Source organism: Planobispora longispora (assembly GCF_016863135.1).
Taxonomy (GTDB): domain Bacteria; phylum Actinomycetota; class Actinomycetes; order Streptosporangiales; family Streptosporangiaceae; genus Planobispora; species Planobispora longispora.
Map to the genome: position 1 here is coordinate 338,764 of NZ_BOOH01000021.1, position 18,328 is coordinate 357,091.

Annotated in this window: 15 protein-coding genes; 8 read left to right on the forward strand and 7 right to left on the reverse strand. The window is 73.7% G+C overall.

Annotation, left to right across the window (positions count from 1 at the left end):
• The first annotated feature begins 74 nt into the window (after positions 1–74).
• From Plo01_RS15480 to Plo01_RS15495, 4 genes are all read left to right on the forward strand, one after another.
• Positions 75–758, forward strand: coding sequence for a hypothetical protein (locus Plo01_RS15480; RefSeq protein ID WP_203891260.1), 684 nt, complete (start codon positions 75–77; stop codon positions 756–758).
• Positions 759–937: 179 nt separating this feature from the next.
• The gene (locus Plo01_RS15485; protein ID WP_239316376.1) at positions 938–2,596 is read left to right on the forward strand and encodes a serine/threonine-protein kinase; all 1,659 of its coding nucleotides are present in this window, start codon (positions 938–940) and stop codon (positions 2,594–2,596) included.
• 80 nt (positions 2,597–2,676) lie between these two features.
• Positions 2,677–4,185 carry a metallophosphoesterase family protein gene (locus tag Plo01_RS15490; RefSeq protein WP_203891261.1) on the forward strand — a complete coding sequence of 503 codons (1,509 nt, stop codon included), beginning with the start codon at positions 2,677–2,679 and terminating at the stop codon, positions 4,183–4,185.
• A 35-nt stretch (positions 4,186–4,220) separates the two neighbouring features.
• Positions 4,221–5,903, forward strand: coding sequence for a bifunctional 3'-5' exonuclease/DNA polymerase (locus tag Plo01_RS15495; protein WP_203891262.1), 1,683 nt, complete (start codon positions 4,221–4,223; stop codon positions 5,901–5,903).
• Here the strand turns inward: Plo01_RS15495 and Plo01_RS15500 are convergent.
• The 5 genes from Plo01_RS15500 to Plo01_RS15520 form a co-directional block, all read right to left on the reverse strand.
• Positions 5,885–7,435 carry an MFS transporter gene (locus Plo01_RS15500; protein ID WP_203891263.1) on the reverse strand — a complete coding sequence of 517 codons (1,551 nt, stop codon included), beginning with the start codon at positions 7,433–7,435 and terminating at the stop codon, positions 5,885–5,887. The two genes, Plo01_RS15495 and Plo01_RS15500, sit on opposite strands and share 19 nt — an antisense overlap.
• Positions 7,436–7,505: 70 nt before the next feature.
• The gene (locus Plo01_RS15505) at positions 7,506–9,647 is read right to left on the reverse strand and encodes a serine/threonine-protein kinase (RefSeq protein ID WP_203891264.1); all 2,142 of its coding nucleotides are present in this window, start codon (positions 9,645–9,647) and stop codon (positions 7,506–7,508) included.
• Between the two features lie 239 nt (positions 9,648–9,886).
• Entirely contained in the window at positions 9,887–11,281 is a 1,395-nt protein-coding gene (locus Plo01_RS15510) for a YlbE family protein (protein WP_203891265.1), read from the reverse strand.
• Positions 11,278–13,113, reverse strand: coding sequence for an AllF/FdrA family protein (locus Plo01_RS15515; protein ID WP_307837380.1), 1,836 nt, complete (start codon positions 13,111–13,113; stop codon positions 11,278–11,280). The genes Plo01_RS15510 and Plo01_RS15515 overlap by 4 nt, the downstream gene beginning before the upstream one ends.
• A complete protein-coding gene (locus tag Plo01_RS15520) occupies positions 13,100–14,026 on the reverse strand; it encodes an oxamate carbamoyltransferase subunit AllH family protein (RefSeq protein WP_203891266.1) in 927 nt (308 codons plus the stop codon). The genes Plo01_RS15515 and Plo01_RS15520 overlap by 14 nt, the downstream gene beginning before the upstream one ends.
• Positions 14,027–14,153: 127 nt before the next feature.
• Between Plo01_RS15520 and Plo01_RS15525 the strand changes: the two genes are divergently transcribed.
• The 3 genes from Plo01_RS15525 to Plo01_RS15535 all read left to right on the forward strand — a co-directional run bounded on the left by Plo01_RS15525 (position 14,154) and on the right by Plo01_RS15535 (position 16,815).
• Complete coding sequence (locus Plo01_RS15525) at positions 14,154–15,716, forward strand: PucR family transcriptional regulator (RefSeq protein ID WP_203891267.1); 1,563 nt, start codon at positions 14,154–14,156, stop codon at positions 15,714–15,716.
• Between the two features lie 19 nt (positions 15,717–15,735).
• Positions 15,736–15,960 (forward strand): RNA-binding S4 domain-containing protein, encoded by a 225-nt coding sequence (locus Plo01_RS15530; RefSeq protein WP_203891268.1) that lies wholly within the window; start codon positions 15,736–15,738, stop codon positions 15,958–15,960.
• A 285-nt stretch (positions 15,961–16,245) separates the two neighbouring features.
• Positions 16,246–16,815 (forward strand): NYN domain-containing protein, encoded by a 570-nt coding sequence (locus tag Plo01_RS15535; RefSeq protein ID WP_203891269.1) that lies wholly within the window; start codon positions 16,246–16,248, stop codon positions 16,813–16,815.
• 125 nt (positions 16,816–16,940) lie between these two features.
• Here the strand turns inward: Plo01_RS15535 and Plo01_RS15540 are convergent, their stop codons facing one another.
• Positions 16,941–17,300: a sulfotransferase gene (locus Plo01_RS15540; RefSeq protein ID WP_239316378.1), complete on the reverse strand. Its 360-nt coding sequence runs from the start codon at positions 17,298–17,300 to the stop codon at positions 16,941–16,943.
• Between the two features lie 24 nt (positions 17,301–17,324).
• Here Plo01_RS15540 and Plo01_RS15545 point away from each other — a divergent pair, with 24 nt between their 5' ends.
• Positions 17,325–17,555 carry a hypothetical protein gene (locus Plo01_RS15545; RefSeq protein WP_203891270.1) on the forward strand — a complete coding sequence of 77 codons (231 nt, stop codon included), beginning with the start codon at positions 17,325–17,327 and terminating at the stop codon, positions 17,553–17,555.
• A gap of 17 nt (positions 17,556–17,572) precedes the next feature.
• Here the strand turns inward: Plo01_RS15545 and Plo01_RS15550 are convergent, their stop codons facing one another.
• A complete protein-coding gene (locus tag Plo01_RS15550) occupies positions 17,573–18,298 on the reverse strand; it encodes a MarR family transcriptional regulator (protein WP_203891271.1) in 726 nt (241 codons plus the stop codon).
• Positions 18,299–18,328 lie beyond the last annotated feature (30 nt).

Below are 18,328 nucleotides of genomic sequence, written 5' to 3' on the forward strand. Positions count from 1 at the left end.
ATATTCCAGAGCTGTACGGCGGCCGCGCGGGGCTACGATGATCGCCCTTCCGCCCGGTCAGAAGGGAACCTCCGATGGACAGACGCGGCACCGTCCACCTGGCGAAGGCGCAGGCGGCGGGCCGCCGCGCCGGATGGCGGCCGCCCCCGTGGGCCGCCCGCGGGGGAGCGGCGCTGGCGCTGGCGACGGCCGTCGCGGGAGCGTTCGCCTGGGCCGACGACGGGCCGCCCGATCCGGCGGGGACGGTGTTCGCCGTGGACGGCCTCCGGCCGGCCGCCGACGCCGAGGCCCCCGACCGGCTCACGCTCGCGCCGCTGACCGCCCCTCCGCCGCGGACCAGCCTGCTGAGCGTGCGGATGAGGGTTCACGAGATGGGTGAAGGCGGCCGGGCCGGGTTTTCGTGCCGGTCCGGTCCGGGCGGCCGGGACGGGTACGACCTGTCCGTCCGGGGCGACGGGGGAGCCGAGATCGTCAAGGTGTCCGGTGGAACCCGGGTCTCCCGCCTGGCCGCGGCGGGGCGGGAGCCGGAGCGGCGGCCGTACGGGCCGGGCCGGGCCGTCGCCCTGACGGCGGTCTGCCTGACGGAGCCGCGCAGGACGCTTCTGACGCTCTGGGTGGACGGTGAGCGCGTCGCCGACGCGGTCGACGACGCCTCGCCCTTCCCGGTGACCGCCGTGGGCGTGACGGCCGGACGGTCGCCGGATGAGAAGACCCCCACTCGGGCGGACTTCCGCGACTTCCGGCTCAGCCGCTTCTGACCCCGCCGCCGGACCGCCGCCGGACCGCCGCCGGACCGGCTCCGGAGCGGTGGCCGGTCCGGGGTGGTGACCGATCCCCAGGTCGCCGATCCGGGCGGGCTCCGTTGTTCTTCACGGTTGGCCATGTAATTGGATTTTTCGTTACATCAGATGATCTATCCGACTTAGGATCGTCCGCTGTGACGGCATACGGACTTCCCCCGGTTCTCGCCCTGGAGCCCGAGGACCCGGTCGAACTGGGCCCCTACCGCATCGCCGGGCGTCTCGGCCGGGGCGGCATGGGCACGGTCTACCTCGGCGAGGGGCCCGCGGGGCCGGTGGCGATCAAGGTGATCAACCGTCACCTGGCCGCCGACCCCGAGTTCGTGGCGCGGTTCCGGAGCGAGGTGGCCGCGGCGCGCAGGGTCAGCCGCTTCTGCACCGCCCCCGTGCTGGACGCCCGGCTGGAGGGCGAACCGCTCTGGGTGGTCACCGAGTACGTCGCCGGGCCCGACCTCGCCCGCCTGCTGCGCGAGCAGGGCCCGCTGACCGGGTCCAACCTGGAGGCGCTGGCCGTCGGGGTGGCGGCCGCGCTCACCGCGATCCACGGCGCGGGGGTGGTCCACCGCGACCTCAAGCCCGCCAACGTGCTGCTCTCCCCGCTCGGCCCCCGGGTGATCGACTTCGGCATCGCCCGCGCCCTGGACGCCGGCCGGGGGCAGACCGTCACCGGCAAGATCCTCGGCACCCCGGAGTACATGGCCCCGGAACTGGTCTCCGACGGCCGGGCGGGCCCGCCCGCCGACGTCTTCGCCTGGGGCTGCGTGGTGGCCGCCGCCGCGACCGGCGCCTCGCCGTTCGCCTCCAGGACCGTGCCGGAGGCGCTCTACCGCGTGGTCCACGACACCCCGAAGCTGGAGGGACTCGAACCGGAGCTGCGCTCCCTGGTCGAGGCGGCCCTGGACAAGGACCCGCAGGCCCGGCCGTCGGCCATGGACGTGCTGTCCGGGCTGGTCGGGCAGAAGGAGGCGGCGGACACCGCCAGGGTGGCCGGGACGATCCGGCTCAACCTCTCCGGCCTGGTCACCTCGGCCGCTCCGGCGGCGACCGGGGGCCCGTCCTCGCCCGCGTCCCCGCGCCCGTTCCGGCGGCGGCCGTACCTGGTGGGCGGCGCGGCGGCCGGGGCGCTGCTGCTGGTGACGGCCGGGGTGCTCGGCGTCCGGGCGCTGCTGCCGCAGGGGCCGCCCGAGATCACCGACGTGCTCTACCGGGACGACTTCGCCAACGACGCGTCCGGCTGGCACAACGGGGGCGGCACCCGGGTGGACACGATCCACGGCTACACCGGGGACGGCCGCTACACGATCGCCACCGACTCCTCGGCGAGCTACCGCCCCAACCACGCGCCGGTCAACGCCGAGGCGCCGGATCGCGCGCTGGTCAGCGTCAAGGTCGACCTCGCCGCCGGGCAGGAGTCCAACGCGTGGAGCGGGGTCTTCTGCCAGTACTCGCCCGACGACGAGAACTCCTTCGTCTACTACGCGGAGGTCACTCCCGGCGGGCGCGCGCGCATCAGCAGGTACACCACCGGCAAGGAGGGCTGGGACCTGACGCCCGACCTCCAGGTGCCGGAGTTCAAGAAGAACGGCACGACCCTGCGGGTCGAGTGCGCCCGGGACGGCGACCGGGTCCGGGTGGCCTTCTGGGTGGGCGAGGAGCTGGTGGCCGACCTCGTGGACGAGGACGCGGCCAAGGCCACGGGCAAGCCCAGGTTCGGGATCCACGTCAGCAAGTGGCCGGGCGTGGAGGCGGAGACCCGCGTGTACTTCGACGACTTCCAGATCGGCCGCCTGCCCTAGGCGGGGAGTCCCCAGGGCTTTCCCCGGACCTCTCCGCCGAACGGCCGCATGATCGCGAGATCGCGGCCAGAATGTTGGCCATGGTGGATGTCGAGCAGGCGGCGGAACGTGGGCGCGAGGTCTCCTCCCGGATCTCCGAGGAGGGGGCGGGCTGGGACTGCGTCGAGATGGGCGCGTTCAAGGACCTGCGCCCGAACCAGGAGTCGTTCTCCTGGTTCAACCCGCTCACCCTCTGGAGATCGCGCAACGAGATCCTCGCCGCCCTGTTCGGCGACCCCTCGGGGCAGGTCCGGGCGCGCTGGGTGGGCTCGCAGCGGGACCGGGGCGTGGACCCGTCCTTCCGGATCCCGATGGACGTCGGGGAGGAGTTCTCCTTCCTGGTCATGGGCGACACGGGGGAGGGCGACGCCTCGCAGTACGCCGTGATCCCCGGCATGCTCAAGATCGGTGAGGACACGGACTTCACGATCATCGCCAGCGACGTGATCTACCCCACCGGCTCCGGCAACGAGTACGACGACAAGTTCTTCCGCCCCTACCAGGACTACCGGGCGCCGATCTACGCGATCCCCGGCAACCACGACTGGTACGACGGGCTCGGCGGCTTCATGCGGGTCTTCTGCGACGCCCCCGCGTTGAAGGCCCGGCGCGAGGGCTTCAGGCTCTCGCCGTCCGGGCTGCGCGGGCTGCTCTGGCGCAAGCCCGAGAAGATCGACGAGGAGCGGCTGGCCCGGGCGCGCGAGCGCCGGTCGCTGCCCGGGCAGCAGGCCGTCCAGCCGGGGCCGTACTGGGCGATGGAGACCCCCGGGCTGGTCATCGTGGGAGTGGACACCGGGATCGTCGGCGACATCGACCGCGAGCAGGCCAACTGGCTCAGGGAGGTCTCGCTCGACCCCCGGCCCAAGGTGCTCGTCACCGGCAAGCCCATCTACACCCGCAACGAGTACAAGCCGTCGAAGCTGGAGGGCGGCGGCACGGTCGACGACATCGTGCGCGACCCCCGGCACAACTACGTCGCGGCCATCGGCGGCGACGTGCACAACTACCAGCGCTTCCCGGTCAAGGTCGGCGACCGGACGATCCAGTACATCGTGGCGGGCGGATCCGGGGCGTTCACCCACGCCACCCACACCACCCCCCGGGTCACCGTCGGGGACGTGCACGAGGACGACTACAAGTGCTACCCGCTGCGCGGCGACTCGTTGTCGTTCTACAGCAAGCTCTACAGCGATCGGCTGCGCATGCGGTGGCTCTACCTCACGCCGGACGAGGCGCTGTGCCTGATGTCCAAGCACATCGGCAACACCCCGCCGCGGCCGATCGACGGGGTGAAGATCACCCGGCGGATGCGCTGGGCGGCACGGGTGCTCGGCGCGTGGCCGCTGCCGATCCGGCTGCCGGTGGACAAGGTGTTCCACCGCTACCTGTCGGAGCTGTCCGACTGGGACAACCCGCCGTTCTTCAAGAGCTTCCTGCACCTGGCGGTCACGCCGGAGACCCTGCGGATCCGCTGCTTCGCCGCGACGGGCTGCCGGCCCCAGGAGATCGAACCCCCGCTCGAAGACGAGGTCTGCATCCCGCTCACCTGACCGGAACCGTCGGTGGCACGTGACACGCTGGACACATGAACGTCGTGGTCGTGCCGGGGGGCGGCGGGGGCGGCCTGCTCCGCCCCGAGGGGGGCGAGACCGCGGCCGTCCCGGATCTCGCGGCGGCCGTCCGGGAGCTGGAGGCCGGGCGGGGCGGCCCGGGAGCCGCCCGGCACGACGTGAACGGTCCCGGAGGCGGCGAGGACGGGCCGGAGAGCCGCGTGAACGGCGACGGGCCCCCGCGCTGGGTCTGGGCCGACACGAGGGAGGTCTACCCCGCGCTGCTCGGCCGCGGTGTGCGGCTCTCGCGCTGCCACGACCTCGTCCTGACCGAGGGCCTGCTCCTGGCGCACGAGGGCCGGTACGGCGAGTCCCGCTCGGTCCGGGCCGCCCACGCCCGGCTGCACGGCCTGCCGGTCCCGGACGACCACCACGTGCCCGAGGCGCGGCAGGCCACGCTGTTCGACGAGGAGCCGCCCCCGCTCGACGCGGAGCTGGTCGCCGAGGTCCACGCCGACCAGCTCCGGCGGATCGAGGCGCTGCCCGACCCGCACCGGTTCCGGCTGCTGGTCGCCGCAGAGTCGGCCGGGGCGCTGATCGCCGCGGAGATGGGCCACGACGGCATGCCCTGGCGGCGCTCCGAGCACGACGCGCTGCTGCTGGAGATGCTCGGCCCGCGCCCGGTGCCCGGCCTGCGCCCGGCCAAGCTCCAGGCGCTGGCCGACCAGGTCGCCGCCGTCTTCGGCACGTCGTTCAACCCCGACTCCTCGCAGCAGATCATCAAGGCGTTCAAGGCCGCCGGGGTGACCGTCTCCTCGGCCCGGGCCCACGAGCTCCGGAAGATCGAGCACCCCGGTGTCGCGCCGCTGCTCGCCTACAAGGAGCTGGCCAGGTTCCACAGCTTCCACGGCTGGGCCTGGGCCGACCAGTGGGTCCGCGACGACCGCTTCCGGCCGGAGTTCGTGGTGGCCGGGGTCGTGACCGGCCGGTGGGCCACCAGCGGGGGCGGCGCGCTGCAGATCCACCGGGCCATGCGCCGGGCCGTCGTGGCCGACGACGGCTGGACGCTCGTCGTCGCCGACGCCGCCCAGCTCGAACCCCGGGTGCTGGCCGCGATGGCCGGGGACGGCGGGCTGGCCCGGGCGGCCGGGCAGATCGACCTCTACCAGGCGCTCGCCCAGGCGTTCGGCGGCGAGCGCGACCACGCCAAGATCGCCATGCTCTCGGCGATGTACGGCGGGACCAGCGGGGACGCCCCCAAGCTCCTGGCCGTGATGCGGCAGCGCTTCCCGGCCGCCTACCGGTTCGTGGAGGACGCCGCCCGCGCCGGGGAGGAGGGCAAGCTGGTCCGCTCCTGGCTGGGCCGCACCTGCCCGCCGCCCTCGGCCCGCTGGCGGGAGCTGGTCTCCGGCCCGGAGGGCGGCCGGGCGGCCCGCGACCGGGGCCGGTTCACCCGCAACTTCGTGGTCCAGGCGACCGCGGCGGAGTGGGCGCTGGCGCTGATGGCGGTGCTGCGCGGGCTGCTTCCCGACCCGGCCCGCCTGGTGTTCTTCCAGCACGACGAGGTGATGGTGCACTGCCCGGCCGGGCTGGCGGACGAGGTGATCGCCGCGGTGGGCCGGGCCGCCGAGCAGGCGACCCGGCTGCTGTTCGGCCCGACCCCGGTGCGCTTCCCGATGGAGGCCGTCGCGGTGCGGTGCTACGCCGACGCCAAGTGAGACCGCCCGGTCCGGCGGCGGCCCAGGGCGAGCCAGGCGCCGGTGACCGTCACCATGACCGCCACGGCCGCGCCGAGCGTTCCGTACGACAGCGTCTCCACGATCACTCCGGCGATCACCGTGCCGGTCGCGCCGCAGGTGTTCATCACCAGGTCCGACAGGCCCTGTACGGCGGGGCGCCGCTCCAGCGGCACGGCCTCGGTGAGCATCGCCGAGCCGGCGACCAGGCCGCAGGACCAGCCCAGGCCGAGCAGGGTCAGGCCGGCGGTCACCTGCGCCACGCCGTGCTCGCCCGCCGTGCCGGCCAGGACGGCTGACACCAGCAGCAGCGCCATGCCGAGAACCAGGACGCGGACCCGGCCGATCCGGTCGGCGAGCCATCCCACCACCGGCGACAGCACGTACATGCCCGCGACGTGGAGACTGATCACCAAACCGATGATCGAGAAGCTCGCGCCGTGCTGGTCGAGGTGGATCGGGGTCATCGACATGACCGACACCATGGCGGTGTGGCCGACCGCGATCGCGACGAGCGCCCGCATCGCGGCGGGGGACTCCCGCAACGAGCGCCAGGCCGTGCGCAGGGCCCCGCCCCGGGGGTTCACGACCGGGGCCGTCGCGCCGGCCGGGGCGGTTGCGGCGGGCGGAGTCTCCGCGGTGATCGAAGTCTCCGCGGTGACCGGGCCTTTCGGGTCGGCCGGGGCCGTAGCGGTGGACGGGGTCTCCGCGCCGACCGGCACGCCGGCGGCCTCCCCTGCTGGGAGGGTCCTCCCGGACCCGCCGGACCCGCCGGTCTCCCCGGGCTCACCAAGCTTCGCGGGCTCACCAAGCTTCCCGGGCTTCCCGGGCCCGCCGGTCTTCTCCGCAGCCCTCGTCGCGAGGGATCGGGCCAGGACCAGAGGGTCGGGACGCAGACCGATCACGATGATGACCGTCGCGATGGCGAAGGCCAGCAGGGCCAGCACGAACGGGCCGGTGTAGGCGGCCAGGCCGAGCCGGCGCCCGAGGTCCTCGGCGGGCTGGGCGAGGTTGGGGCCGGCGACCGAGCCGACGGTGGCGGCCCACACCACCCACGACAGGTGCCGGGCGGCGTGCCCGGGAGGCGACAGGTCCGTGGCCGAGTAACGCGATGCCAGGTTGCCCGCGCTTCCGCTGCCGAACAGCACCAGCCCGGCCAGCAGCAGCGGCCACGACCCGACGGTGATGGCGAGCGTCGAGATCAGGCAGCCGAGCATCGCGCAGAGGTAGGCCAGGCTCAGCCCGGTGCGCCTGCCTCCCCGGCCGGACGCCTTGGCCGTGGGCAGCGCGAACAGGGCTGCTCCGAGCACGGTCGCGGTGCCGGCGAGCCCGCCGATCGCCTTGGAGCCGGACAGGTTCGTGACCACCACCGAGCTGAGGGTGAACCCCACGGCGGTGCCCATCCCACTGGTGACCTGGGCGGCGGTCAGGACCCCCAGGGTCCGCCGCTGGACGGCGGCGGCCAGCGGGGGAGCTTTTTGCGATATGTCGGGATCAGTGGGGATCGTAGTCACGGGTGAAGTCTGCCATCACTCATGACGCGACCCTAGAGTGCGTCCCGGGGAGGACTCAGATCCCGGGGCCTCAGATCCCGGGGTCGAAGGTCGCGAAGAACGTCTCGATCATGCCGGAGCTCTTCTCCCAGTCCAGGTCCCGCACCACGATCGCGATCTGGTAGGCGTTGTCACCGCTCACCGCCACGTACCGGGTCAGACCGTGCATCGGGACGATCCCGTCCTGGACGAAGGTGTACTCCCAGTCGGCGGCCTTCCAGGAGCCGTAGGAGACCGCGGCCACGCCGACCTCGATGTACTCGTCCAGGCCCTTCTTGTCGGCCTTGCGCAGCGCGGTCACCGGATCGGCCACGGAAGCCTCGGCGACCACGATGCTCCGGCCGCTGTTCTTCGGCCCGGAGAAGGTGACGGTGCCGTCGTCGGAGGCCTTCGCCGTCCAGCCCTCGGGGAGCACGGCGGAGACGCCGCCCTCGCTCAGCTTGGCGAACCCCTCGGGGATGTCGGTGCTCCGGCTGCTCGGCGACGCCGGATCGGCGGGCGCGGAGATCGCCGGCGACGTGCTGGAGGGGTCGGTGTCGGAGGACTCTCCCGGCGTCAGCAGCAGCGCCACGGCGACCACGACTCCCAGCGCCCCGGCCCCGGTGGCCAGCATCAGGCGCGCGGTCGGCCGTCCGTCGCGCATCCAGTCGCTGTCGGCGGACGTCCTGCGGCGCGCGGTCCTGCGCCCCGGGGAGGTCTCCTCCGTGGACGGCCCGGTTCTGACCGGGCCCGTGGAGCTCGCGGAGCTCGCGGAACGCCGGGCCCGTCTCCCCCCGGTGTCCAGCACCTGGTCGGCGGAGGCGTGGACCGGCAGGACCGGGGCGGGCTGGGGCCCGCTGCGGGAGGCGAACTCGCCGGAGACGCTGCGCAGCGAGTCGAACGGGTCCGCGCCGGGGAAGCCGGTGGCCCCGCCCAGCTCGGCGGAGGTGCTGCGCAGCGCGTCGTAGCCGCGCTGGTGCCCGCCGGAGGGGCTGCTGAGAGAGGTGAACGGGTCGGCGGGCGCGCCCGGGACGGCGCCGACCGGCCCGGAGGCGGACAGCAGGTCGGTGGGGTGGGCTCCGGAAGGGGCGGACAGCACGTCATAGCCCACCGGGTAACCGCCCGAGGTGCTGTTCTGCGGGTCGTACGGCACCCGCACCGGGCCGGAGGGGGTCTCGATGATCCGCGAGGGCATCGGGCCGGACGGCGGGTCCAGCGGCGGCATCAGGTTCATCGGCATGGAGTTGCCGGGCACCGGCATCACCGCGGGCACCTGGGAGGTGGGCCCCCGGTTCGGGGTGTTCGAGCCGTGGCTGCGCAGCACCTGCTCCAGCAGGTCCGACACCTGCGCCGCGGACATCCGGTCGGCGGGGTTCTTGCGGAGCAGGCCCTCGATGATGCCGGCCAGCGCCCCGGCCCGCTGCGGCCGGGCGGGCTCCTGGGTCAGGATCGCGCCGAGGACGGCCATGGCGTCGGGCCCCTCGTACGGCGGGCGGCCCTCGACCGCCGCGTACAGGGTGGCGCCGAAGGACCACAGGTCGGCGGCCTGCGTGATCGGCTGGCCGGAGAGCCGCTCCGGCGGGATGTAGGCGGGCGACCCCATCAGCAGGCCGGTCTGGGTGATCGTGACGTCGCCCTCGATGGCGGCGATGCCGAAGTCGGTGAGCACCACCCGGTCGGAGGTGAGCAGAACGTTTCCGGGCTTGATGTCACGGTGCAGGATCCCGGCGGCGTGCGCGTGCCGCAGCGCGTCGAGGACCCGGATGCCGATCTCGGCGGCCTGGGCCACCGGCAGCGGCCCGCTCTGCCGTACGGCCTGCTCCAGCGACCAGGCGCGGACCAGCTCCATCACGATCCACGGCCGCCCGTCCTCCTCGACGACGTCGTGGACGGTCACGATCCCCGGGTGGCTGATGCGGGCGGCGGAGCGCGCCTCGCGCATCATGCGCCGGTGCGCCACCTGCTTGCCCGCGTGGTCCAGCCCGTAGGGAAGGATCAGCTCCTTCACCGCGACGTCGCGGTCGAGCAGCACGTCGTGCGCGTGCCAGACCATGCCCATGCCGCCCCGGCCGACCGGCGACATCAGGCGGTAGCGCCTGCCCACCAGTCTGCCCTGGCCCTGCGGTGCGGTCCCGGTGATGTTCGCACCCTCCGGTCCAGGGGGTACCTTGCCGATCAAACGATCCGCTGACATACCCCGCCCCCATGTTCAGCCCAATTTGTGAGGTTGAACACGATATAGCGCTTACGTTCGGTAATGGAAGCTGGGACGCGAAGAAAGCAAGTCTTTACCTTTGTCGCAGTCTGATGCGCTTTGTGAGACCGGCGGGATGCACGGGGCGCGACGTGGGCCGACTCCCCGCCGCGATCCGGCCCGGCGCACGGGCCTGTTTTCGCTCCCCGTGATCGCCGGGATCCATTGTAAACGATCATTTATGCGACCGGTACGGCCTCCGCCAGGGCCGCCAGGGCGGCGGTGAACGCCGAGGCGGGCGGGCTGACCAGTCCGGCGCCCACCTGCCCGGTGCCCGCGACCCGGCCGGCGATGCCGGTGTTCACCGTGGGCAGCAGCCCGGTCCTGGCCACCAGCGTCACGTCCACGCCGACCGGCGTGCCCCGGAAGCCGAGACCGGGGATCTGGTAGGCCGGGTGCTCGGCCAGGGTGATCTCGTACATCGACCGGGTGGCCGCCACGGCCTCGGAGACGTCGCCGCCGACGAACCTGACGATCGCCGGGGCCGCCGCCATCGCGAAGCCGCCCAGGCCCGCCGTCTCGGTGATCGTCGAGTCGCCGATGTCGGGGTTGGCGTCCGCGGGGCCGTACGCGCCGAGATAGAGCCCGTCCGGCACGCCCGCCGGGCCGGTGAACCAGCGGTCGCCCAGCCCGGAGACCTGGACGCCGAAGTCGGTGCCGTTGCGGGCCATCGCGACGACCAGGGTGGAGCCGGGGACGTCCCGGGCGGCGTCGGCGCTCACCTTGCACGCGGCCATGCCCGGATTGAGGAAGAAGTGGTCGTTGCCGCCGGCGAAGCGCAGCACCTCGGCCGCGCGCCCCGGAGCGGCCTCCACCACGGCCGGGGCCAGCTCGCGCACCAGCAGCGAGGTCGCGGCCCGGTTGCGGTTGTGCAGCTCGTCGCCCATCTGCAGGGCCTGCGCGATCAGCGCGCGCAGGTCCAGCGGGCCGGTCAGCTCCAGGGCCGCCCGGAGCACCGGGCCGAGCACCTCGCCCATCCAGCGCAGCCGCCCGATCACCTCGGGCCCGTAGGCGCCGTAGCGCAGCACCTTGCCGAGCCCCTCGTTGAGCGAGCAGTAGGCGGTGCCGCCGTACTCGGCGTCGCGCACCTCGAACATCCACATCGACCGGCTGACCACGCCCGCCATCGGCCCCACCGTCCGGTGGTGGTGGCAGGGCTCCAGCCGGACGGCCCCGGCGGCCAGTCGCGCGGCGGCCTCCTCCTCGTCGGCGGCCAGGCCCTCCAGCAGCGTCGCGCCGATCAGCGCGCCGCGCATCGGCCCCGACGCGCGCTCCCAGGTGATCGGCGGCCCGGCGTGCAGGAACGTGCCCGGCGGCAGGTCCAGCACCTCGTGCGCGGGCCGCACCGCGACCAGCTGCGGGCGCGCGGAGGTCAGCCGGCCCACCGCGCGGTCGTTGGCGGCGGCCCTGCGCGGGTCGGCCAGCACCCGCGCCAGGTCGTCCTCGGTCCCGGGCAGCGGCGGCCGCCAGTCCACCGTCACACGCGGTACGGCCTGCGCGTCCAGCGCCTCGCCGAGCACCTCCGTCCCGGCGGTGATCACGTGGAGCTCGCCGGAGAGCATGGGCAACGTCATCGAACGCTCCTGAATCCCGCCAGGCGGGCCGCGTGCCGGGCGGCCAGCGCGTTGGAGGCGAACACGTCCGCCCCGGCCGCGCGCAGCGCCTCCGCCTGCGCGGGCAGGCCCTGGGGGTCGCCCGCGGAGCCGACCAGGGCGACGACCACGGGCACCCCCCGTGCGACGGCGGCGGCGATCGCGGGCGCGAGCCGCGCGGCGGGATCGGGGTCGGCGCCGTGGCCGAGCACCACGTCGAGCAGGGCCACGTCGCCGCGGGGGACCGCGGCCAGGGCCTCCAGGCGGAGCGCCGGATCGATCATCGGGTGGGCGCGGCCCCGGGTGTAGGCGTCGTCGCCGTAGTCGGTGAACTCCCCGGACCCGGCGACCAGCCGCGCCTCCGCGCAGAGCGTGCCGCCCGAGTAGATCCCCCGCAGCGACGCCGGCCCGGAGGGGAGACCGGGACGGCTCCCGGCATCCAGAATCCCACCGGACGCGGCCTCTCCGGCGTCCGGGATCCCGCCCGGTACGGCTTCTCCGCTGTCCGGGATCCCGCCCGGTATGGCCTCTCCGGCATCCGGGAATCCGCCGGGCGCGGCCTCTCCGGTGTCCCGGGTTTCTCCGGGCGAGGTCTCTCCGGTGGGGATCGCGGGCCACGACGGCCAGGCGGGCGGTTCGGTTCCCAGCGCGCGCAGGACGGACTCGGCCGCGGAGGTCAGGTCCTCGCCGGAGCCGAGCAGGACGGTCACCACGGGCGTGGCGAGCTTGTCCACGGCCTCCCGTACGGCCTCCGCCACCTCCGGGGCGGGCGGCTTGGAGACCAGGGCGATCAGCCGGGTCGCGGGATCGGCGTCGAGCGCGTCCAGGGCCCGGAGCGTGGACAGGCCGCCCACCTCGGCCGAAAGATCGCGCCCGCCCACCCCCAGGATGTGGCTGACCCCCACGCCGGCCAGGTCCAGCAGGCACGCCACCTGCTGCGCGCCGGTCCCCGAGGCGGCCACGATCCCGACCGGGCCGGGGCGGAGCACGTTGGCGAAGCCGAGCCCGGCCCCGCCGACCACGGCGGTGCCGCAGTCCGGGCCCATCACCAGCGAGCCGGTCTGCTCGGCCCGCCGCTTGAGCAGGACCTCCTGCTCGACGGGCATGTTGTCGCTGAAGATCATCACAGGGAGGCCCGCCTCGACCGCGTCCAGGGCCTCGGCGAACGCGTGCGGTCCCGGGACCGAGACCAGCGCCAGCGCCGCGCTCCCCGTCCCGGCGGCGTCACCGGTCAGCGCCTCGCCGGTCCCGGTCGCCTCCTCGCGGGTTCCGTCGGCCCCGCTGACTCCGCCGGCTGCGCTGGCCCCGGCGGTCTCCCGATAGGTTCCGTCGGCCCGGCTGACTCCGCCGGCTCCGGTGACCCCGGCGGTCTCCCGCAGGGCGGCGCGGACGGTGCGCGGCGGGTGGTCGGCGGCGGCCCGGCCCGCCGTACGGACCGCGAGACCGGCCAGGAGGCGGTCGAGCTCGGCGGCGGCCCGCCCGGCGGCGTCCTCGTCGTCCGCGCGGAGCGCGACCAGCAGGTCGGCCGGGCCGGAGCCGGGCAGCGCGAAGCCCAGTTCGGCGGCGATGCCGCGGTTGAGCTCGGTGGCCATGGCCACCACCGCGGCCTTCACCCCGGGCAGCCCGGACAGGACCTGGCTGACCCGCATGAGGCTCACCGAGTCGTGGTACGTCCCGGTCCGGATCTGAACGACATCCACGGGACCTCCCTCACCGGTCACGCCGGTCGCGGCCATGACGTCGTCGTGCTCACCGGTCACGCCGGTCACGGCCGCGACGTCGTGTTCGGCGGCCCGCCCGTCACGCCCGCCCACGGCCCCCGCCCCCGGGCTCGCCGCCGCCGTCCCGCAGGTCGAGGACGGAGCTCAGGCCGATGCGCAGGCCCCACGCCAGGTCCGCGCCGGAGGTGTGGCCGAGCTGGAGCAGCCGGTGCAGCGCGGGTTCCAGGGACTGCCGTCCCGCCAGGCCGCGCAGGACGGCCAGGACCTCGCCGCTGGCCTCGCCCCGGGCCGCGCAGTGCAGCAGCGTCGCCGAGATGGGGGTGGTCCTGCCGCGGGCGTCGAAGGTGACGGCGGCGGCCAGCCAGTCGGCCAGCCAGACCGCGCGGCCCGTCCCGGTGGCCGTGCCCAGGTGGCGCAGGGCCACCAGCAGCCCGGCGAGCATGTCGTCACCGCTCGGGGTGAGGCCGGGGCCCAGTCCGACGAGTTGCTCGGCGGCCATGATGCCGCGCAGCAGTGAGGCCTCGGCGCACCCCTCGGTCAGCAGCCCGGCCGCGCCGTTGCCCTCCAGCCCGGGGCGTTTCGGCGACCGGTCGCACAGCTCGGTCATCACGGGCAGCGCCTGCGCCAGCCGTACCGGATCGGCCGGGCCGAGCGGAGGGGCGGGGTCCCACCAGCGGTGGGCGCGCAGGCTGAGCGAGCCGATCTCGATCACGCCGTCCCCGACGGAGGCGTCGGCCCCCACCGAGACCCGCGGGATCGGGTCGCCGACGACCATCGCGTTGGGCAGCCGGGTGGCCTCCCCGGTGACCACCGCGATCACGTGCGGTTCGAGGTCCGCGCGGACCTCCAGGTAGACCCCGGCGGGGAAGGCCGCCAGCACCCGCGCGGGGCGGCGGGACGACTCCAGCGTCCGGCGCAGGGCCGTGCTGGCCGCACCGGTCGCGTGCGTCCTCGCCGGAGCCCGTGCGGGGACCCGCTGCGTCCTCGGGCGCGTTCCAACCGTCACCGGAGCTCACCGTCCATGGCCTGACGGTAGAACGGCATGCGATCACCGACGTACGGAGAAAGCTGCCAACGGTTCGCCCAAAGGTTGGCTCTTCCTGACAGACGGCTCTATCAGTCACAATCCCCTCATGGAACCCCCCGTACGCCTGGCCAGCACTGGAACGATCACGCACGGCGTCGCCGTCGGCGAGGTTCTCGGCGTCTCGACGCTGGCCGGAGCCCGGCTGATCGCGGGGGAGCGCGGACTGGACCGCATCGTGCAGCGGCTCAACGTGATGGAGGTCCCGGACATCCTCGCCTGGGTCAAGCCCCACGAACTGCTGCTCACCACCGGCTACCCGCTGCGCAACACGCCCCAGTCGCTCGACCGGCTCGTGGCCGACCTGGACGAGCGGGGACTGGCCGCGCTGGCCATCAAGCTCGGCCGCTACCTGGACGAGCTGCCCGACGTGATGGTGGAGCAGGCCGACCGGCTGGGGTTCCCGCTGATCCAGCTCCCCGACGACGTCGGCTTCGACGACATCCTCAACCAGGTCCTCACCGACATCCTCAACCGGCAGGCCGGAGTGCTGGCCCGGGTGGAGGAGGCGCACCGGGCGCTGGTGGCCGTCGTGCTGGCCGGGGGCGGGCTGCGGGAGGTGGCCGCGGAGGTGGCCGGGCTGCTCGGCGTGGCCGTGGCCGTCCTCGACGGCGCGGGGCAGACCCTGGCCGCGGCCGGGCCCGCCGAGTACCTGGCCGCGCTGCGCGGAGCCCCCGAATCCCGCCGCACCTCCGTCCCCGTCGTCGCGGGCGGGCACCACCACGGCCGGATCGTCGCCTACGGCCCCGCCGGCTCGATCGACGACAACGACGTCGGCATCTTGGAACGTGCCGCCACGGTCGCGGCCCTCGTGGTCACCCGGCAGGAGGCGGTCAACGCGGTCGAGAGCAAGTACCGGGCCGACTTCCTGCGCGATGTGCTCACCGGCCGGGCGGGCGGCTCCGAACGGGTCATCTCCCGGGCCAGGGCCTTCGGCTGGGATCTGGAGCGCCCCGTCACCGTCCTGGTGGCCGAGCTCGACCCGGACGGCGACGAGCGGGCCGCCCAGGACCGGCTGGTCGCCTGCTGGGCCGCGGCGCTGCGCCGGCACGACCCGCGCGGCGCGGTGGCGGGCTTCTCCCACGAGGTCGTCGCCGTCGTGGACGCCGCCGCCGACACCGCCCGCCTGGCCAGGGACGCCGCCGCGGCCTTCGCCGAGTGCCTGCCCGCGACCTTCTCCACCGGCGCGAGCCGTACCGCCACCGGGGCGCAGGAGCTGGCCGAGGCGTACGGCCAGGCGCTGAAGGCCAGCAGGGTCGGCCGCCAGCTGCACGGCCCCGGCGCGGTCGCCCACTTCGACCAGCTCGGCGTCTACCGGCTGCTCTCCCTGGTCGGCGACACCGACGAGCTGCACGCGTTCGTCCGCGAGACCCTCGGCCGGCTCGCCTCCGACGACGACGCCGAGAACGCCGACCTGCGCCGGACCCTGCAGGTGCTGCTGGAGACCAACCTCAACGTCGCCGAGACCGCCCGGCGGCTGCACTTCCACTACAACACGCTGCGCTACCGGATCGGCAAGCTGGAGCGCCTGCTCGGCAACTTCACCGAGGACGCCCACCTGCGGCTCAACCTCACGCTGGCCCTGCACGTCCTGCGCATGCGCGGCATCTGACCGGCTCTAAGCTGTGGGGGTGAACGAGACCTTTGAGCTGGAAACCGACTACATCCCGCTGTGCGACCTGCTGAAGTACTGCGCCGTCACCGACACCGGCGGCCAGGCCAAGCACTTCATCGCCGACGGGAACGTCATGGTCGACGGCCGGGTCGAGCTCCGCAAGACCTGCAAGATCCGCGCCGGCCAGGTCGTCACCGGCGACGGCTTCGAGATCCACGTCATCGCCCCTCAGGGCCGCTGACCGAAGCCCCGGGGCGCCGGCCTCCGGGTGCCGGCCGACGGCAAGAGAGCCGATCGCCTCCCGTACGGCCGTGCCGGATCAGGGCTCGCCGCCGTTCTCCTCGAAGGAGTCGATACCGCCGGGGTCTCCCATCCCAACGCTTTTCACTCGTAGTGATGGAGTGATTGCTTTCCATTTACCATGCTCGGCTCGAACTGGTGAGCGGAAAAAGAAACGGCCCCCCGAAGGAGGCCGTAGAGCCGGGGGGAGTAGCCCCTGGCGCGATTAACTCCATGATAGGCGGCGGTGGCGGTGCGTGACAAGTTGAATGACGAACCTGCTCGGGTGGGCGTCGACATCGACGGATACAACCTCTACTACGCCCTGCGCAGACTGAAGGGGCGTCGTTATCTCTGGCTCGATCTCGTCGCGCTGGCCACGCGCCTCCTCAAAGAGGATCAGATTCTCCGAACGCTGTACTACTTCACGGCGCCGGTCCGGCACGATTCCGCCGCGCTGGTTCGCCAGCGGGGATACTTGGCGGCGCTTGAGTGCGGCGGTGATGTGAAGGTGGTGCTCGGCAGGTTTCAGGAGCAGCGGGTGGGGTGCCGTGGTTGTGGGGCCGAGTGGCGGACCTATGAGGAGAAGCAGACTGATGTCGCAATCGCTACGGCGATGGTCGCGGATGTCGCTCTCGACCGCGTCGATGCCGTGCTCCTGATCTCGGCAGACTCGGACCTTTGTGCGGGTATCCACACGATAAGGGAGATCGACGCACATCGCGGGACGAAGACCCGGATCGTCGCGGTGTTCCCCCCGGGGAGGCGTTCCGACCGGCTGCGGGAAGCAGCCGACGCCTGGTTCCCCCCTCGGTGAGGCGATCATCCGTGGTTCCCAGCTGCCGGCCGTCGTTCACGGTGGTGACGGAGTGTCCCACCACCGTCCGGCGTACTGGAGCTGATCTCCAGTCTGACCTCGCTCCCGTACGGCCGTGCCGTGGTTCAGCGGCCGTGGAGGATGAGGCGGAGTTGCCGGCGGGGACGTTTGCGCCGGAAGGCCGCGCGCTCGTTGACCTGGGGGAAGGGCTCGTCGGGGACGGGGCGGCCGAGGAAGGCGCACAGCGGCTCCCAGCCCTGACGGACGGTGAAGACCGGCAGCCGGTCGGCCGGGATCGTGGCCTTCACCTCGGCGATGTGCCGCTCAAAGACCTCCAGGACGTGCTCGCGGTCGTCGATGCGGCCGTCGAAGAGGCGGTCCATGACGGTCGCCCTGGCCATGCGCGGGTAGAGGGCGAAGTCCGGGGCGCGCCGCGCGACCGACCTGCTGGCCGTCCCCTGTTCCCGTACGCGATCGAGCGTCACCGGATCACCGGCCCCGTCATCACCGTGCCCCGCCTGGGCCAGATGCTCGGCCTGCTCCGGGAGGAGCCGGCCGACGTCGGCAGCCTGCGGGCGCTGATGGTCTCCGGCTCGCCGATCGGCCCCGGGCGGCTGGGCCCCGTGGTCTACCAGGGGTACGGCCAGACCGAGGCCGGATCGATCTCGATGCTCACCCCCGGTGACATCGCCCGGGGCCCGGAACGCGTCCTGGCCTCGGTCGGCCGGACGCCCTGGTGAGCGCGGGAATCCGGTGCTCAGCGAACGTTCCCGTGCCGTCGTCCCTCGTGGGTCGCGTAGGTCCGGCGCCACTGCTCGGCCGCCCGCAGCATGGCCTGGCCGACGTGGTCGAAGAAGTCGCCGATGTCGCGCAACCGCATCCCGGCCGGTGAGGCGGGACCGAGGGTCCGGGCTCCGTGGCGGGCGAAGTCGGCCACCAGGGTGTTCTGGCGGGCGCTGGCCATCCAGGCCCGGAACAGGGCGTCGGCGTCGATGACGTAGCGGTCGCGACGCCGGCGGGGGTCGCGCTCGCGCCTGATCATTTCCTGCTGCTCCAGCTCGCCGATGGCCTTGGAGACGGAGGCGGGGCTGACCCGGAGCCGCCGGGTGAGCTCGGCGGCGGTGAGGCTGCCGCTGTCGGTGAGGTAGAGGCTGGCCAGCACGCGGGCGGTCATGCGGGACAGGCCGGTGGCGACCATGATGCCGGTGAACTGCTCTTCCAGGTCATCGACCGCGCCGGGGTCGCGTTCGGCGGGGGCGTCGCGTTCGGCCGGGGCGGGGTGGCTCCGCTTGGCGCGTTCCCTGGTGGCCTGGTGCGCCTGATCGGCCTGGTAGCCGGCGGGGCCGCCGTTGCGGGCCACCTCGCGGGTGACGGTGGAGAGCGGCCGGTTCAGGCGGGCGGCGATCTCGGTGTAGGTGAGCCCGTCGGCCAGTCCGTCGGCGATCTGCCTGCGGTCCTGCTGGGTCAGCCTGCCTCCGGGCATCAGCGAAGGTCCTCCTCTTCTCGCCTGTGC

Coding starts and splice junctions, on each gene's coding strand:
- Plo01_RS15480 (WP_203891260.1), top strand. CDS start 75: ATGGACAGACGCGGCACCGTCCACCTGGCGAAGGCGCAGGCGGCGGGC.
- Plo01_RS15490 (WP_203891261.1), top strand. CDS start 2,677: ATGGTGGATGTCGAGCAGGCGGCGGAACGTGGGCGCGAGGTCTCCTCC.
- Plo01_RS15495 (WP_203891262.1), top strand. CDS start 4,221: ATGAACGTCGTGGTCGTGCCGGGGGGCGGCGGGGGCGGCCTGCTCCGC.
- Plo01_RS15505 (WP_203891264.1), bottom strand. CDS start 9,647: ATGTCAGCGGATCGTTTGATCGGCAAGGTACCCCCTGGACCGGAGGGT.
- Plo01_RS15510 (WP_203891265.1), bottom strand. CDS start 11,281: ATGACGTTGCCCATGCTCTCCGGCGAGCTCCACGTGATCACCGCCGGG.
- Plo01_RS15525 (WP_203891267.1), top strand. CDS start 14,154: ATGGAACCCCCCGTACGCCTGGCCAGCACTGGAACGATCACGCACGGC.
- Plo01_RS15550 (WP_203891271.1), bottom strand. CDS start 18,298: ATGCCCGGAGGCAGGCTGACCCAGCAGGACCGCAGGCAGATCGCCGAC.